13 protein-coding genes are annotated in these 16,058 nt (G+C 44.8%); 8 read left to right on the top strand and 5 right to left on the bottom strand.

Translation table 11 applies throughout. The features are described 5' to 3' along the window. Nucleotides 1-8: 8 nt before the first annotated feature. Together FFR00_RS13875 and FFR00_RS13870 are read right to left on the bottom strand one after the other, a co-directional pair. Nucleotides 9-1,202 carry an HD-GYP domain-containing protein gene (locus FFR00_RS13875; protein ID WP_137674005.1) on the bottom strand — a complete coding sequence of 398 codons (1,194 nt, stop codon included), beginning with the start codon at nt 1,200-1,202 and terminating at the stop codon, nt 9-11. A 161-nt stretch (nt 1,203-1,363) separates the two neighbouring features. Further along, a complete protein-coding gene (locus FFR00_RS13870; protein ID WP_137674004.1) occupies nt 1,364-1,786 on the bottom strand; it encodes a GAF domain-containing protein in 423 nt (140 codons plus the stop codon). Between the two features lie 100 nt (nt 1,787-1,886). Here FFR00_RS13870 and FFR00_RS13865 point away from each other — a divergent pair, with 100 nt between their 5' ends. Beyond that, entirely contained in the window at nt 1,887-2,687 is an 801-nt protein-coding gene (locus FFR00_RS13865) for a sterol desaturase family protein (RefSeq protein WP_137674003.1), read from the top strand. Nucleotides 2,688-2,786: 99 nt separating this feature from the next. After that, the gene (locus tag FFR00_RS13860) at nt 2,787-3,695 is read left to right on the top strand and encodes a lysine exporter LysO family protein (RefSeq protein WP_137674002.1); all 909 of its coding nucleotides are present in this window, start codon (nt 2,787-2,789) and stop codon (nt 3,693-3,695) included. A 41-nt stretch (nt 3,696-3,736) separates the two neighbouring features. Here the strand turns inward: FFR00_RS13860 and arcB are convergent, their stop codons facing one another. Further along, on the bottom strand, nt 3,737-6,082 hold the full coding sequence (gene arcB, locus FFR00_RS13855) for an aerobic respiration two-component sensor histidine kinase ArcB (RefSeq protein ID WP_137674001.1): 2,346 nt from the start codon (nt 6,080-6,082) through the stop codon (nt 3,737-3,739). A gap of 176 nt (nt 6,083-6,258) precedes the next feature. On the opposite strand from arcB, the gene folE2 reads away from it, so the two are divergent. After that, nucleotides 6,259-7,185, top strand: coding sequence for a GTP cyclohydrolase FolE2 (gene folE2 / locus FFR00_RS13850; RefSeq protein WP_137674000.1), 927 nt, complete (start codon nt 6,259-6,261; stop codon nt 7,183-7,185). A gap of 58 nt (nt 7,186-7,243) precedes the next feature. Here the strand turns inward: folE2 and FFR00_RS13845 are convergent, their stop codons facing one another. Both FFR00_RS13845 and FFR00_RS13840 read right to left on the bottom strand, forming a co-directional pair. Continuing rightward, the gene (locus FFR00_RS13845) at nt 7,244-9,058 is read right to left on the bottom strand and encodes a diguanylate cyclase domain-containing protein (RefSeq protein ID WP_137673999.1); all 1,815 of its coding nucleotides are present in this window, start codon (nt 9,056-9,058) and stop codon (nt 7,244-7,246) included. Between the two features lie 110 nt (nt 9,059-9,168). Continuing rightward, a complete protein-coding gene (locus FFR00_RS13840) occupies nt 9,169-10,074 on the bottom strand; it encodes a TIGR01212 family radical SAM protein (RefSeq protein ID WP_137673998.1) in 906 nt (301 codons plus the stop codon). Nucleotides 10,075-10,247: 173 nt separating this feature from the next. Between FFR00_RS13840 and FFR00_RS13835 the strand changes: the two genes are divergently transcribed. The 5 genes from FFR00_RS13835 (at nt 10,248) to FFR00_RS13815 (ending at nt 16,020) form a co-directional block, all read left to right on the top strand. After that, nucleotides 10,248-10,625, top strand: a complete 378-nt coding sequence (locus FFR00_RS13835) for a DUF2750 domain-containing protein (protein ID WP_137673997.1) — start codon at nt 10,248-10,250, stop codon at nt 10,623-10,625. 122 nt (nt 10,626-10,747) lie between these two features. After that, nucleotides 10,748-12,034: a tyrosine--tRNA ligase gene (gene tyrS / locus FFR00_RS13830; RefSeq protein ID WP_137673996.1), complete on the top strand. Its 1,287-nt coding sequence runs from the start codon at nt 10,748-10,750 to the stop codon at nt 12,032-12,034. A gap of 225 nt (nt 12,035-12,259) precedes the next feature. Beyond that, nucleotides 12,260-13,588, top strand: coding sequence for an RICIN domain-containing protein (locus tag FFR00_RS13825; RefSeq protein WP_137673995.1), 1,329 nt, complete (start codon nt 12,260-12,262; stop codon nt 13,586-13,588). Nucleotides 13,589-13,648: 60 nt separating this feature from the next. Continuing rightward, the gene (gene aldA, locus FFR00_RS13820) at nt 13,649-15,094 is read left to right on the top strand and encodes an aldehyde dehydrogenase (RefSeq protein WP_137673994.1); all 1,446 of its coding nucleotides are present in this window, start codon (nt 13,649-13,651) and stop codon (nt 15,092-15,094) included. A 497-nt stretch (nt 15,095-15,591) separates the two neighbouring features. Then, a complete protein-coding gene (locus FFR00_RS13815) occupies nt 15,592-16,020 on the top strand; it encodes a GNAT family N-acetyltransferase (protein WP_137673993.1) in 429 nt (142 codons plus the stop codon). The last annotated feature ends 38 nt before the right edge of the window (nt 16,021-16,058 follow it).

Raw genomic sequence — 16,058 nt, 5'->3', positions numbered from 1 at the left:
CCCTTTTTCTATTCTGCAAGAAACCGGTCTAAAGAAATACCATAATCCCTGGGCGATACTGCGCCCTCAATTTCTTCATGGCTGTACTTACTTAAATCTATAAGTTTAACCTCAGTATGAGTATTGGTCGCGGCATTAAAAACCAGTTTAATAATAGGCTGTAAGGGTTTCAGCTCATTACGCTCAACCACCACACCCAATTTCTTGGATTTGAGTTTCACTAAAGTGCCTACTGGGTAAACCCCCATACAGCGAATAAATTTCTCAATTAACACTTTATCAAACTGCGTTCCTACTCCACTCAGTAAGATACGGAACGCCGCTGTAGGCGGCATACCACTTTTATAAACACGGTCAGCGGTGAGAGCGTCGTAACAATCCACAATATTAGCCATACGGGTGTAGCTAGACAACTGCTCACCTTTCAGCTTGTTAGGGTAACCTAAGCCGTCTAAACGCTCGTGGTGGTTGCTGGCGATCTCCAGCATGATTTTGCTAATGCCTTCCTGCACCTTAAGAATATTATGGCTGTGTACAACATGCTCACGCATGATGACAAATTCGTCGTCGGTAAGTTTGCCAGGTTTATGCAGGATTTCGTCAGGCGTATTAATTTTACCTATATCGTGCAGCATTCCACCCATAAGCAATTGCTTTTGTACCGACTTACTCATCCCTAAGGAGCGACCAAAATACGCCAGTAACATGCCTACATTTAAGGAGTGCTCCATCAGGTATTTGTCTTTGGCCCTAATTTTAGCCAAACACAACATCGCACCACTTTGGTTTTCTAAAGAGTCAATTAAGCCTTCTGCGGCACGCTCCATCGGCTCAATGTCGATGGGTTCGCCTTGTTGTAGCTGCCTAAAAAATTTAGTTTGTAAACTTTTGGCTTCGTTAAACAACTTTTTGGCGGCAAGCTTTTCGCTTTCGCCGCTAAGTTTTTTAACCTTACTACTCGCGGAGTTAATTTCGGTGGTTTTTGCTTGGGAACTATCGTCTTCAAAAACGCTACGAGACCAATCTACCGACACCACTTTTACCCCTTTGCGTTTAAGTAACTTTACTTGTTCGGCTTGGGTAATTCGGCCTGATTGGGCTACGCTGGTTTTTCCAGATTGACTGGTAATAGAGACCACATACATGCCTTTTTTTAAGGCATCAATCTCGATAGTTCGAATATCGGTTTTTGGGCTCGTCATACGGCTCAGTCATCACTCATATAAATACTATGTTCTTCCCTGAAGCAGGATTTACGATTACTTAATAATACTAAAGCAAACAAAGAAAATAGCCTGCTCTAAAAGTGTAGATTGTTATCGCTATCAAAAAAGGGGAACAAAATGTAAATTCTTTAACAAGTTTAATCAACTTGAGAATTAGAAAAATTTAGATATTCAGCCGCTAGTTGTTGAATTTTTTCCCTATCTTGCTCTGAGAATCCTTGTTTTCTGGGCTCTAGGGATGAAAAGTTAAGGGTACCGACGATACAATCATCAACCAAAAGTGGCGTGCCTATATAGCTTTCTAAGTGCATAGCTTGGTAACAAGGGTGCAAACACATCTCGGTCATTGCCCCTACTTGATGATAGGCCATTATTTGGGCTTTGCTAACTACATCAGCACAATAGGTCATATCCACTGGAAACTCGTCACCCGCTTTAACTAAATCTAGGCTGGAGTATGCGGCTAACACTTCATAACGGTTGTCTTGAATACGGCTAATAATGCCAAGTTGCATATCGAAGGATTGAGCTGCGGTTTTTAACCAATTTTGTAAATCCATGTTGCTCTCCTCAAATAAGAGTCAATTCCCTTATTTTGATTATTGTCATTTTAGCGTAGCTTTACTTGTTGTTTCAATGACGCTTAGTATACTTCGGCTTATGCAATCTCTCGATCTGTGGCGACTCATTATATTCGCCGGTTTATTAGTTCTTTTTATGCTGCTAGAAGTCTTCTGGCCTAGGCATACTCGAGTTATTTCTCGCAAACAACGTTGGCCAGCCAATTTAAGCTTAATAATGATTAATGGCTTAGTGATTAAACTTATTTTTCCCATCGGAACGCTAGCCCTCGCCCATGGGGCCGCTCAACACCAGCTTGGTTTACTCAATCAACTCACCTTATCTCCTTACTTAAGCATTCCCATAGCCATTGTATTGCTAGATTGCGCCATTTATTGGCAACACCGTTTATTTCACGCTATACCGCTACTATGGCGGGTACATCGCATGCACCATGTCGACCCCGATTACGATGTTAGCTTAGGCCTGCGCTTTCATCCCATTGAAATAGTGCTATCAATGCTGATTAAACTTGGCTTTATTGTGTTGCTGGGTGTACCAGTAATGGCGGTATTTTTGTTTGAGGTCATCCTTAACGGCATGGCGATGTTTAATCACAGCAACTTAAAACTGCCACTTAAGTTAGATGCCGTTGTCAGAAAACTACTGGTCACTCCTGATATGCACCGAGTACACCATTCGCGGTTTCGCCATGAACACAATGCAAACTACGGCTTTAACCTTTCCATTTGGGACCGCCTGTTTAATAGCTATGTGGCACAGCCTCAGCAAGGCCATTCTGGTCTTCGTTTTGGTTTAAGCCATTGGCCAAAGGCTGAGGATAACCAACAACTTAGCGGTTTACTTAGCCTGCCTTTTCGTTCTGCTAATAAAAAATAACCCTCTACAAAATACTGTCGACACTATGCGCTAGTTGTTCACTGGTGAGAGTTTCATTTTGCTGCTATATTTCAGCTCCGCTTGAGTAAGGACACAGAGATGTATAGCAGCTTATTAATGATTTTAGGTGCATTAATTGTGGGGTATGTCATTCCTGTAAAACATCCCGCCATTTTGGCCTCTGTTCGCCGACTAAGTAGCTGGATGTTGTACCTGATCTTATTTTTAATGGGCTACGGCTTAGCCTTTATCGAGAATCTTGGGCAAAACATTGTTCAGTTATTTAGCCAAGCAGCCACCCTAGTAGGCTTGCTATTGGTGTTCAACCTTTCTGCTTTGTTTTTTGTGGGCCGCTACTTAGCCATGCCTAAGGCTGAGCCTCAGCATCGAAAAAGCAATAGCAAGTTGGCCATGTTTAAAGAACCGCTAGTGCTGATTGCATTATTAGTGGTTGGTTTATTAGCAGGCATAAGCTACCAACAAACCTTACCTGCTCAATCAGTATTGGCGGAATACGCGTTAATCATCTTAATCTTTTGCATCGGTATTGAGCTGCGCAGTGCAGGTATTAGCTTGCGTCAATTAGTACTCAATCGGCGTGGTTTAATCATTGCGCTAGTGGTAGTGGCGAGTTCATTACCCGCGGGAGCAATAACCGCTTACCTATTCGAACTGCCGATCAATATAGGTTTAGCCATGAGTAGCGGATTTGGCTGGTACTCTTTATCGGGTGCATTGCTGAGCAAAGCCACAACACCACTGATTGGCAGCACCGCTTTCTTTGCTGATTTGAGTAGAGAGTTAATAACCTTGCTGCTTATTCCCAGTTTAATGCAGCGCTCGCCAGCGGCGACTATCGGTTACGCCGGCGCAACCGCCATGGACTTTTCATTGCCTATGCTACAACGCGCGGGAGGCAACCAATTGGTGCCTGCCGCCATCGCTAGCGGTTTTATCTTAAGCCTACTCTGCCCAGTAATGATTTTACTGCTAGTGAACCTAGCCTAGCGCCTAATACCTATTAGCGCTGTTAACTTGGGCATAGTGAGTTAATCGACAGATGTGGAATAGTCACCAATGGCTTTATCTAGTAGCTTTAGATCTTCTGGGTAATCATGGCTTAATTGAAGTATCCAATCTTCTACGTTATCCCACCAAGCTGGTAACTCTGGCGATTGAATTTTATTGGCTAAACGTTGGATCCTCGCTAAGCCAATAGACCCTGCCGCACCTTTAATTTTGTGCGCTTCCGAGGCAATACCATCTTTGTCTTTGGCAAATAAGTTACTTTCTAAGATTTTCATGTAATCAGGCATCACCTGCTTAAACAGGTTAATACTATCGTTCAGCACTTTCACCCCAATGGTATCGCAAAACTGCTCCACCAAATCTAAATCAAGAATCGGTAATGAGCTGCGGCTCAAGGCTTGCTTGGGGCTAATAATTTCTTCGACGACTGCTTCTTCACCAACCGCAAATACCTGATTAAAACAATGCACCACTGCATTTTGGTTAATGGGCTTGTGAATCACATCTACCATGCCGGCTTTAGCAAACTCATTTTTGCTGTTTACCACGTTAGCCGTTAGTGCTACTAATGGCGGTAAATCTGCTGCCTGATATTGCTGCTGCCATTGCTTAGCAATATCAAAACCGGTCATATCAGGCAATTGAATATCGAGTAAAACCAAGTCAAACATGTCTGGTTCAAAGGCCGCTAGCGCTTCTTTACCGGTCATGGCAACCACGACATAATGGCCAAGTTTCTCTAGCAGCGCTTTAGCAATAGTGACGTTTAGCTCTACGTCTTCCACCAGCAAAATTTCTAATGGTGGATGATCAATTTGTTCCGCTTCATCGGGAATCGCGTCAAGCTTCACTACTAAACTCACGGTAAAACAAGAGCCTTCACCCTCGTGGCTCGTCACAGAGATATCTCCGCCCATAGCCCGAACCAGTTGGCGCGACACCGACAAACCAATCCCTGTACCAGTGGCCGATTTGCTGCCTTCAACCTGATAGTACATGGCAAAAATTTGTTCTAATTGATCATCAGGAATACCCGGTCCTGTATCTCGAATACTAATATCTAGCTGTACCTGTTGCTCATCCACTGCCTGTGCTTTAACGGTAAGCTCAACCTCACCTTTTTCAGTAAACTTCACAGCATTATGCGTAAGGTTCCACAATACTTGGCGCAAGCGGGTTGGGTCCCCCACGATGCTTGAGGGGATAGGGCCGATTTGTTCAAACACAAAATCGAGGCCTTTGCTTTGCAACTGCATCTCGGTCAAGGTTTCGATGTCAGTGACCAGAGCTTTAAAGTCCATAGGCTCTAGCGAAACGGCAAAACGGCGACGGTCAAGCTTATCTAAATCAATAATATCGTTGAAAATATTCCCTAAGGTAGTGGCACTAAGCAAAATAGTATTTACATGTTTGCGTTGCGCATCATCGAGCGGGGTGTCGAGCAACATTTGGCTTAAACCCACAACACCATTTAATGGTGTGCGCAGTTCATGACTCAGTGTTGAGATAAACTGGGTTTTGTCGCGGTTGGCTTTTTCAATATTAGCCTGATGGGCCATTCGCTCGGTAATATCGCGACCAAAACCCAGTAAGCCTAAGCGATTACCGTTGCGCCCATAAAACGGTACTTTACGCAGCTCAAAAAAGGCTTTGCGGCCATCGGGATATTCCAGCCATTGTTCGTAAGTAAGCTGCTCATCGTTATCAAACACTTGATGGTCGGTTTCGACAATTTTGTCCGCGATATCTTCTGGATAAACGTCATAAGGGGTTAAGCCGATGAGCTTTTTCTCCGAGCGTCCTACTAGCTGCTCTAGCGCTAGGTTACAGCCAGAAAACTGACCTTGTTCATTTCGGTAATAGACTAAGTCTGGCGAGCTATCAATGAAGCTGCGCAGCAAAGCAGAATGCTCTTCTAGCTCTTGCTGAGCTTGTTGGCGTTGCTTAACCTCTTGCTCAAGGTTGCGAATCGCTTGGCCACGTGCCGCTTCGGCTTTTTCTCGCTCATCAATTTCATTATTAAGCTGGCTAATGTTGGCTTTAAGCTTGTTGGTTAGCTGTAAATCACGCGCCCGCATTTTTTCCAATTTGCGGATCATCTTACTTAAGCGCTGACGAGAGTCCTCAATTTGCTCCACCACCACCGACATAAAAAACACCGCCCAAGGAGTAATAATCAAACCAAAAAACACCGAGCGAATAAGATCCACCGCCGAAACTTGTCCGGTAAGCGCAAAGGTCACACTCATTTGTATCGCTAAGGCGACCAAAATAACCGCGCTGGCTAAGCTGATACTAAATTTAACAATGCCGAGTCGAGATAATAGATGAACATAATAAGTGGCTAAGTTCTTAAGAGGCGTCATTCCAGCCGATTCCTTTTCTTACAGGCAGTAACCAAGGCTACTGACATCAAATCCATAGGATAAAGATGGTTAATATTAAACTAGGTTTTATGGTATAACAGCCCATCTTTTTTTCGAGTAAACCCAATGCGCTAAGTGAGTTGCCTTGCGCATTAAGCCTGTGGAGTACTAAGTGCATGTCTACTGTAATGCCTGACATAGCGAATTCAAGCCGCGCCCAAACCGAAGGTAAATTGGATTGGGTAGGCATGAGTCAAATTGAAATGCCGATTATGTTGGCATTTGAAGACCAAGCGCCTAGTCGCGTTAGTGCTCACATTGAAGCCTTTGTTAGCTTGGATGACCCACAGGCGAAAGGCATCCATATGTCGCGCCTTTATTTGATACTGGACCAACTGTCTAACCAAGACGTATTGGATTATGCGGGATTGGGCCACGTTTTGGATCAGTTTATTGAGAGTCATCAAGAATTAAGTGACCAGGCGCAAGTTAGCTTCAAATTTGACTACCACCTGCGTCGACAATCTTTACTGTCGGGCAAAACGGGTTGGAAAGCCTACCCCACCCAAATAAAAGCCACTCGCCGCCAAGGCCTCACTGATATTGAGTTATCAGTAGAAGTTCCTTATTCATCCACCTGCCCGTGCTCGGCAGCCTTGTCTAGACAACTCATTCAAGAAGCCTTTGCCGACAAATTTGGTAAGCAACAGGTATCTGGCGAAGCAGTACATCAATGGCTTGGCAGTAACGAAGGCATAGTAGCCACGCCTCACAGCCAACGCAGTATTGCTCAAATCAAAGTAAAGCTAAGTGAACAAGCCAGTGACTTGCCGCTCATTAGCTTAATTGATGCGGTAGAAAACAGCCTAAAAACACCGGTACAAGCGGCTGTTAAACGTGAAGACGAACAAGAGTTTGCTCGACTAAATGGGCAAAACTTAATGTTTTGTGAAGATGCGGCTCGCCGCTTACAACATACGCTAAATCAAACTCAAGACATCGCCGATTTTTGGGTACGAGTGAATCACTTAGAAAGCTTACATGCACATGACGCAGTGAGTGTAGTCACTAAAGGCATTTCCCAAGGTTATCTGGCTTACTAAAACAACAAAGGCATTTCTATTTGAAATGCCTTTGTTACTTCACCGACTAAGTGAACGATTAAGTGTTCGGTAAGCTCTCACTACAACTATCTCCAACGCTACAATACCTTGCCTTACCTTGGTGTTTAGCCCGATACAATTGCAAATCTGCCACTCTTACTAGCTCGCCATAATCCATACCTTGTTCAGGTAATGCCGTGGCCACCCCTATGCTCACGGTAACAATCTCTTTTGCTTCCGAATACTCATGTGGAATTTTTGCTTCAGCCATATACTTAAGCACATTTTCGGCGATGTTTCTCGCTCCCTCGGCACCGGTGTGTGGCAATAAAATAGCAAACTCTTCGCCGCCGTAGCGCGCCACTAAGTCGGAGCCACGTTTTACCGAGCGACTAATCAATTTAGCTACTTGGCGCAGCGCTTCATCACCTTGCTGGTGACCATAGTTATCGTTGTATTGTTTAAAGCAATCGATATCAAGTAATAGCAAACTTAACTCAAGGTTCTCGCGGCGATGAGTCAGCCAAAGTTGGCTGAGTTTTTCATCAAAACTTCGGCGGTTAGCCACCTGAGTTAGGCTGTCGATAAAGCTTAATTCTTGCAACTGCATAATCGCATCAGCCAGTTGCTGCTCTGTGGCTTTACGCTCGGTAACATCACGAGTGATGAAGATAATCCCGCGTTCGCCACTCACATCATCAAAGTAAGGGCCTTTAATCACCTCGTACCAAATTTGATGGCCATCATCTAGATACACCAACTCTTCGTAACGGATTGGTTTGCCATCAGTCAAAATCTGGCTATTTTGGTGTTGATGTTGCTCTAGCTGTTCTTCGCTCAGCACTTCGGTAATGTGTTTACCCAGTAAATCGTCACTGGTGTAGTTAAACATTTTAGCGAACGGTTCATTACCACCAATAAAGTGGCCTTTGTCATCAATAAAGCCGAGTGGATCGGGAGTGGAATTAAATACCGTGCGAATCAGGTTGTTTTGTCGCCCTAATTCCCGCTCTGAACTCACCCGGTTTTGGTTTTCTTGTTCTAACTTACGGTTTAACTCATGCCACTTAGTCACGTCGTAAGAAACGTTCAGCACACCGGTCACTTCGTCTTGTTGATTACGCAGCGGATAAACATGGTTTTGTAATAAAATTTGTCGGCTATCGGGGGCACTAAACCACTCGGTGTGTTGGCATTGTTCTCCGGCGAGTACTTGTCGATCGTAATGCTGAGTACGCTCTAACTCGTTACGGGTTAAAAAATCACTCAAGCGCTTTCCAGCCAGCTCTCCGGGTTTTAAGCCATGAAAGCCCGCCCAAGCTTGGTTACAACCGAGTAAGCGCTCGTTTGCGTCTTTAAAATAAATGAACTCGGGGATAGAGTTAAGCACGTTAGCAAACAGCTTTTGCTCTTGCTCAATTCGGTTTAAGTAGGAATATCCTTGAGCATTTTCGTATGCATTAATAAACCATACTTCGCGACCTTGATGCTGTTGCAGCACAGCATAAAGCAGCAATACTTTAGGCTGGTCGTTTAAGGTAACTAACCAGTTTACCCCTTCAACATCGCCTTTAGCCTTAAAGGGCCGCATCACGGCAAGTAGCTGCTCTAGATGTTCCGGATCGGAAAACTGCCAGTTGTTGCCGTTATTTGAGAGTAACAACAATTCGCAAAAACGCGGATTGGCAAACTTCACTTGTTTGGCATGAAGATCGAGAATTAACTGAGCCGCGGGTGACTTTTCCATGGCGGCGCGCTGGGCAGACACCTTCCTGCGAGACAGTGCCCACATAACAATAACCACCGCCAGCAATACGCTAAGTAAGGCGATAGTGGCTTGCATCCAGATTTCTGGATAAAAACTTCCTTGCATTGATTGTCCGTATATTTTGCAACCGCAGCTACTTTACCCGATTATATTACTTAAGAAAATAATCATTTACTAAACAGGTAATTAGCTCACATTCACGAACAAAAATTTACTTAAAGAGAACTGCCTTGCGAACCTTCTGCCGCCAGTTTTTTAGCAATGTCGGTTAGCGCTAACCATTTGTTTTCACACCAACTTGGCGCGAGTAACATGGGTGGACGAGCATGCGCACTGACCCGATGGTAAACCACATCGGTAGGTGTATGGCGAATCAAACGAACGGCTTGCTCAATGTACTCTTGATGACCCAAGGTCGTTAAACGCCCAGCACGCCACGCTTTCGCCATAGTGCTGCCCTCTACAACATGTAGCGGGTGTAACTTAATACCAGCGATTTGCTCACCCAGCACTGCATTCAAGGTCTGTATATAGTGCTCTGGCCCTTCGCCCGGCAACCCTAAAATAAGGTGTGCACACACTTTTAAACCATGATGATGAGCGCGCGCTACGGCTTGTTGAAACGCGGCAAAATCGTGGCCTCGATTAATTCGCTTTAAGGTCTCATCATGTGCGGTTTGCACACCCAACTCTAGCCACACTTCTTTACCTTGGGCTTGGTATTCAGCCAGCATTTCCAGTACAGCTTCTGGCACACAGTCGGGTCGAGTACCAATGCACAAGCCCACCACTGAGTCGTCAGCCAAAGCCTGTTGATACATGCTTCGCAAATATTCCACTTCTGCATAAGTGCTGGTATAAGCTTGAAAATAAGCCAGATAACGAATGTCTTTATGCTTTAGCTCAGCTTTGCGCGCATCCAGTTGTTCGCCAATTGGCATCATTTGCTGTTCGGGTTTAACAAAAGCATCTACGTTGCAAAACGTACAGCCGCCCTTGCCAATGCTGCCGTCACGATTAGGGCAGGTAAAATCACCATCCACACTTAACTTACGCACCTTGCCACCAAAGCGTTGCTTAAGATGACGCCCTAAAGTGTTTACATATAAATCTAATTGCACAACAACCACTTACTCTAAATCGCTGAAACCAGCCTTAAAAAACCGCCGCCAGTCTACTGTGTGGGCCGCTAAGCTGCGCCGCTTTAGATCAAGAGAGGGTAAGATTTAAGCACTATTTTGCTGCCGCTAAGCTGTTATACTACGCGCCGCCAATTTAGCACTTAGGATTGCCCATGAGCACCCCATCATCAGTTGAAGAAAACAGCCGCCTCACCACTAAACAGCGTTACCAGCAGTTTATTGAGCAGGCCCGTAAAACCCAGCAAGTTTGGACCTTAAGCGACGAACAAGGCTGCCTAATCATTGAAACCGGTGACGAGAAAGTATTGTTGCTATGGAGCGAACAAGCACTAGCCGAGCACTGGGCTAGCAAAGATCATTCAAGCTTTAACGCCTTAGCGATATCTTTGAGTGACTTAACTGAAAAATGGCTACCAGGTATGGCCAACGACGGTTTTGATTTAGCAATAGCGCCTAGCTTTGCTGGCGAAGGCACCATTGTTGCGCCGCTAGATTTAGCCGATGAGCTTAGCAGTGGAAAAATCAAATAAGCCGAGCATTTAAAAGCGCTTAAGTCTACTAAGCAGTTTTTTTAGCTAGTACTTAGGTGTAGAATCTTCGCCTCAAAATTGTTTACGCCCATTAGGGTACAGAAATACAAACAGGTTAAATTATGACAACAACGGTTAATCCATTAATAGAAGATCTTAAGGCGCGCGGTTTAGTTGCTCAATGCACAGCCGATGAAGAACTGGCCGAACACCTTTCTAGTGGAGCCCGCACCCTGTATTGTGGTTTTGACCCTACAGCCGACAGCCTGCACATTGGTAGCCTAGTCCCGTTGCTTATGCTTAAGCGCTTCCAACTTGCTGGTCACAAACCGCTTGCCTTAGTAGGCGGTGCCACAGGCTTAATTGGCGACCCAAGTTTTAAAGCAGCCGAACGTAAGCTTAATAGTGACGACATTGTGACTAACTGGGTAAGCAAGTTACAAAAGCAAGTTAGCCAGTTTATTGAATTTAGCGAGCAAGCTAACTCAGCGAAAGTGATCAACAATCTAGATTGGATTGGTAAAGTTAACGTTATCGACTTCATGCGTAACGTGGGCAAGCACTTCAGTGTAAATACCATGATCAAAAAAGAATCGGTGAAACAGCGTATCGACCGTGATGAATCGGGTATCTCGTTCACCGAATTTAGCTACATGTTGCTTCAGTCTTACGACTTTGCCGAGCTGAGCGATAAAGAAGCCACTACCTTACAAATTGGCGGTTCTGACCAATGGGGTAACATTACCGGCGGTATCGACCTAGCGCGCCGCATGTACGGCAACAAGGTATATGGTTTAACCATGCCGCTAGTCACTAAAGCTGACGGCACTAAATTTGGTAAAACCGAAACTGGTACTATTTGGTTAGACCCAGCACGCACCTCGCCTTACGCGTTTTACCAATTCTGGATTAACTCTGCTGATGCCGACGTGTATTCATTCTTACGCTACTTCACCTTTATTGATGTTGCTGAGATTGCTGAAATTGAAGCGCGAGATAAAGCCGCTCAAGGTCGTCCAGAAGCACAAGGCATATTGGCGAAAGAAGTGACCCGCATTGTTCACGGCGAAGAAGGTTTAGCCTCTGCAGAGCGCATTACTCAAGCTCTGTTCTCTGGTGACTTAGCCTCTCTTAGCGAATCAGATCTAGAGCAACTGGCTCAAGATGGCCTGCCAAGTACTAAGCTTGAACAAAGCGAAGCTGGTTTAGTAGAGCTACTTACAATGGCTGACTTAGCTAAATCAAACAAAATGGCGCGTGAGTTTATTGGCAACGGCGCGGTATCGGTTAATGGTGAAAAACTCACCGACCCGCAACTTACTTTGCAAGCCAGCGATGCTCTTTACGGTAAATACTCAGTAGTTAAGCGCGGTAAGAAACTATTCGGTTTGGTGATTTGGGCTAACTAAGCCGTTAATCGCTAACTGCTAACTAAAAGGCCAGCTAGGTGCAATAGCTGGCCTTTTTTACATCTCGCGTTTATCAAAAAGCATAACCTTTCAATCTTTTCACAAACCTTCTTCTGTTTCACTACAAAATAGATCAACCAATTGAAACAAATGTTAACCAGTTTGCAGATTAATTGCCAAATAACTGGCAGAATTGGTTTACACATTTTAACTGTATGAGCCAACATGCTTTTTAGAAACACCGCCTTAATTGTCGCCACCAGCTTATTGTTTACTGTTCAAGCCAAAGACTGGGCTGACTACCCAGTGCCAGCCGATCCCGGCTTTGGTAATACTTGGGAGCTAGTTGAAGCCTTCTCTGATGATTTTAACTACCAGGGTAAAAGCCAACAATTTAGCGATAAATGGAATGACCACTATCACAATGCCTGGACCGGCCCTGGTTTAACCGAATGGAGCTCAGCCCATTCTGATATTGTAGATGGAAAACTGGTTATCAAAGCCGCCAGAAAACCCAATTCCGATAAAGTACACTTGGGCGTAGTAACCTCAAAAACGCCTATTATCTATCCTGTTTATATGGAAGCAAAAGTAAAAGTAGCCAACCAAGTATTATCTTCTAACTTTTGGTTACTTAGCCCTGATGACAAACGGGAGCTGGATATTCTGGAGATATACGGTAGCGATCGTGCCAATCATCACAAGCATTCTCGGCATGCAAATACCAACTATCATGTCTTTATTCGCGATGAAGAAAGCAACTTGATCATTAAAGACGTAGGCTCTCAGCAGCATCACTTTCTGCCTACAGAAGCGCCTTACCGCGACAACTTTCATCGTTTTGGCGCCTATTGGATAGATCCTTGGAATGTTGAGTTTTATATCGATGGTCGCTTAGTGCGCCGCCTTACCAAAAGCTCGTTAAAAGATCCCGAAAGCCTCGGTCTAGACCGCGAAATGTTTATGATCATTGATATGGAAGATCATGATTGGCGCTCTAGTGTTGGCCACATTGCTAGCGACGCAGATTTAGCCGATGAGACCAAAAACAAAATGTTAGTGGATTGGGTTCGTGTGTACAGTCCCGTAAAGGCAAAACAAGGCGATCAAGCATTAACGCCAGTCACCTTACCTAGCGAAGCGGCCGGTTTAAGTCTTCGACATAGCACCAAATGTTTTGAGATTAGAAATCCGCGTTCAGAAAAAGGGGGACGCTATCGTCAGAATTATTGCGATCATCGCAGCCAACAACAAAAATTCAACTTTGTTGAGCAAGCAGCAGAAGGCCAGCAAATAAGCATCAAAAATGCAGCCAATAACTACTGTGTTGCAGCCCGCGAAGGAAAACAAGACCTGCGTCAGCAAACGTGTGATTCGCAGTCTACAGCTCAGTCTTGGATAGTCACTAACCAAGGGCAACAATGGTTCAGCATTAAAAACCTCGCCACCGGTGAATGTTTAGAGATGGCAAAAGCATCGAAGAAAAACGGTAAGCAACTGTCATTAGGCAGCTGCGACGGTTCAGAACATCAAAGCTTTAAATTTATTCAGTAACTTAGCGGTTGGGCAGATAAACCTGCTCAACCAAAGATCCCTTTTATAGATAGGTCGTTCATGAAGAATTATCAGATGTACATTAACGGGACTTGGCTTGATGCCAATTCTGGCGCGCGTGTTGAGGTGATCAATCCTTCAACTGAAGAAGTGATTGCAACGGTCGCCAATGGCGATGAATCCGATGCAGAACTCGCTATGAATGCAGCGGTGGCAGCGCAAAAGCAATGGCGAAAACTGCCGGCACGTAAACGTGCTGAAAAGCTGTTAGATCTAGTGGCTGAAATAAAAGCCCATCGCGACGAGCTAGCCAAGTTGCTCGTAACCGAGCAAGGCAAGCTACTTAAAGTCGCCCGTATGGAAGTAGATGTAACCTGCTCGTTCATCGAATATGCCTGCGAATGGGCGCGCCACATTGAAGGCGACATTGTTGAATCAGATAATCCCGACGAGCATATTTGGATCCACAAGGTTCCGCGTGGAGTGGTGGTAGCCATTACCGCTTGGAATTTCCCGCTAGCCTTGGCCGGGCGGAAAATTGGCCCTGCCTTGGTAGCCGGTAACGCGATTATTGTAAAACCAACCACAGAGACGCCACTGGCCACACTTGAGCTGGCTAAGCTGGCAGACAAAGCCGGATTACCAAAGGGTTTATTAAACGTGGTTACAGGCCCCGGCCGTACCTTAGGGGATGCCTTAGTTCGCCACCCTAATACCAGCATGATTTCAATGACTGGTAGCACCCCTGCTGGCCAAGCCATTGTGCGTGCAGCGTCTGACAACCTCGCTCACGTACAGTTAGAGCTGGGCGGTAAAGCACCATTTATTGTATTGGAAGATGCCAATATTGATGCCGCAGTAGATGCAGCACTAGGCTCAAAATTTGATAACTGTGGCCAAGTGTGTACCTGTAATGAGCGTTTATATGTACACCAAGCCATTTACGATCAGTTCATGGAAAAATTTGTTGCCAAAGTGAAAGCCATAAAAGTTGGCGACCCGATGCATGAAGATAGCGACATGGGTCCTAAAGTCAGCGCTAAAGAGTTGGCCAATATGGAAGCCATGACCGCTAAAGCTTTAGAAGAAGGTGCAACTTTAGCCTGCGGTGGTAAGCGCTTAACTGGCCCAGGGTTTGAAAAAGGCTATTGGTTTGAACCCACCGTATTTACCAACGTAACGCAAGATATGAGTTTGGTACACGAGGAAATCTTCGGCCCTATTCTTCCGGTGGTCAAATTTGACGATTTTGATCAAGTTGTTGCTTACGCCAATGATTCTGAATATGGCCTTTCGGCAATGATCTTCACCAACAAAATCAAAATGGTGATGGACTTAGTCAACGATTTGGAATGTGGTGAAATTTACGTAAACCGTGGCCACGGAGAACAACATCAAGGCTTCCACAATGGTTACAAACTAAGTGGTTCTGGTGGCGAAGACGGCAAATATGGCTTCGAGCAATATCTAGAGAAGAAGACCTTCTACGTAGACTTCTCTAAATAGAAATAGCTTTCCTTAGGAAGTAGAGCAGCTCTGCGTGAATATAACTTAGAGCTGCTCTGTTACCACGAAATAGGGAACACTTTAGCTAAAGGCCATAACGGGTCACCAATAACGCCCCCCAAATAAAGAGGATCAATAATGCTCTATATTGGATTTTTTCTTGGCTTGGTTATGTTGTATCTAGCCTATCTAGAGTTACTTGCCCGATGCAGAGCCAAGCATTAGCCCTCATACTGGGTCATTTTCCTCAAACTGCTTTAGCACCCATTCGCCCTAATTTTATAATATTCGAATGCGTTAGTTTATTAACGTAGAGATTTAAGTGCCTGTTCCAATGATGAAGCAAGGCCAATTTTGACTAAACACTCAATATAATCCTGCCTTTTGTCTTAAAAAAGTCATAAATCTTACCTAAGCTGCTTGCAGTTCACTGCCTATGTCGGTAACTATGGTTGTATAAAACCATTGGTTGGTTTTAACACATTTTAAGGAATGCTATGCAGATTCGTCCGGTACATATCGAGGACGCGGCAGATATTGCGAGACTAGCAAAACAGCTAGGCTACAATCCATCCGCGCAAACTGTATTACCCAATATTCACGGTATTTTGGAAAACTCCACTCATCAAGCTTTTGTTTACTTAAACGAAGAAGAGCAAATTGTTGGCTGGATACATGTATTTATTGCTCTACGTTTAGGCTCTTTACCCTTTGCCGAAATTGGCGGTATGGTGGTTGATCAAGACTCTCAGCAGCAAGGCATTGGCCGCAGACTGGTTAAACAGTGTCGCCATTGGGCTGCCAGTCATGGCGTTGGAGATATTCGAGTACGCTGTGACACCACTCGCGAGCAAGCTAATCAATTTTATCAGCACATTGGCTTTAAACAGCGCAAATCACAACGGGTATTTGTGCGCGATCTCTAGCTGTTCCTTACCCCTGCTTGTGGTAATATTCCGCTGAT

Origin of the sequence: Agarivorans sp. Toyoura001 (assembly GCF_005405585.1) — a bacterium.
GTDB lineage: Bacteria > Pseudomonadota > Gammaproteobacteria > Enterobacterales > Celerinatantimonadaceae > Agarivorans.
The sequence above is the reverse complement of the archived record's forward strand: the minus strand, read 5'-3'. Positions and strand labels throughout refer to the sequence as shown.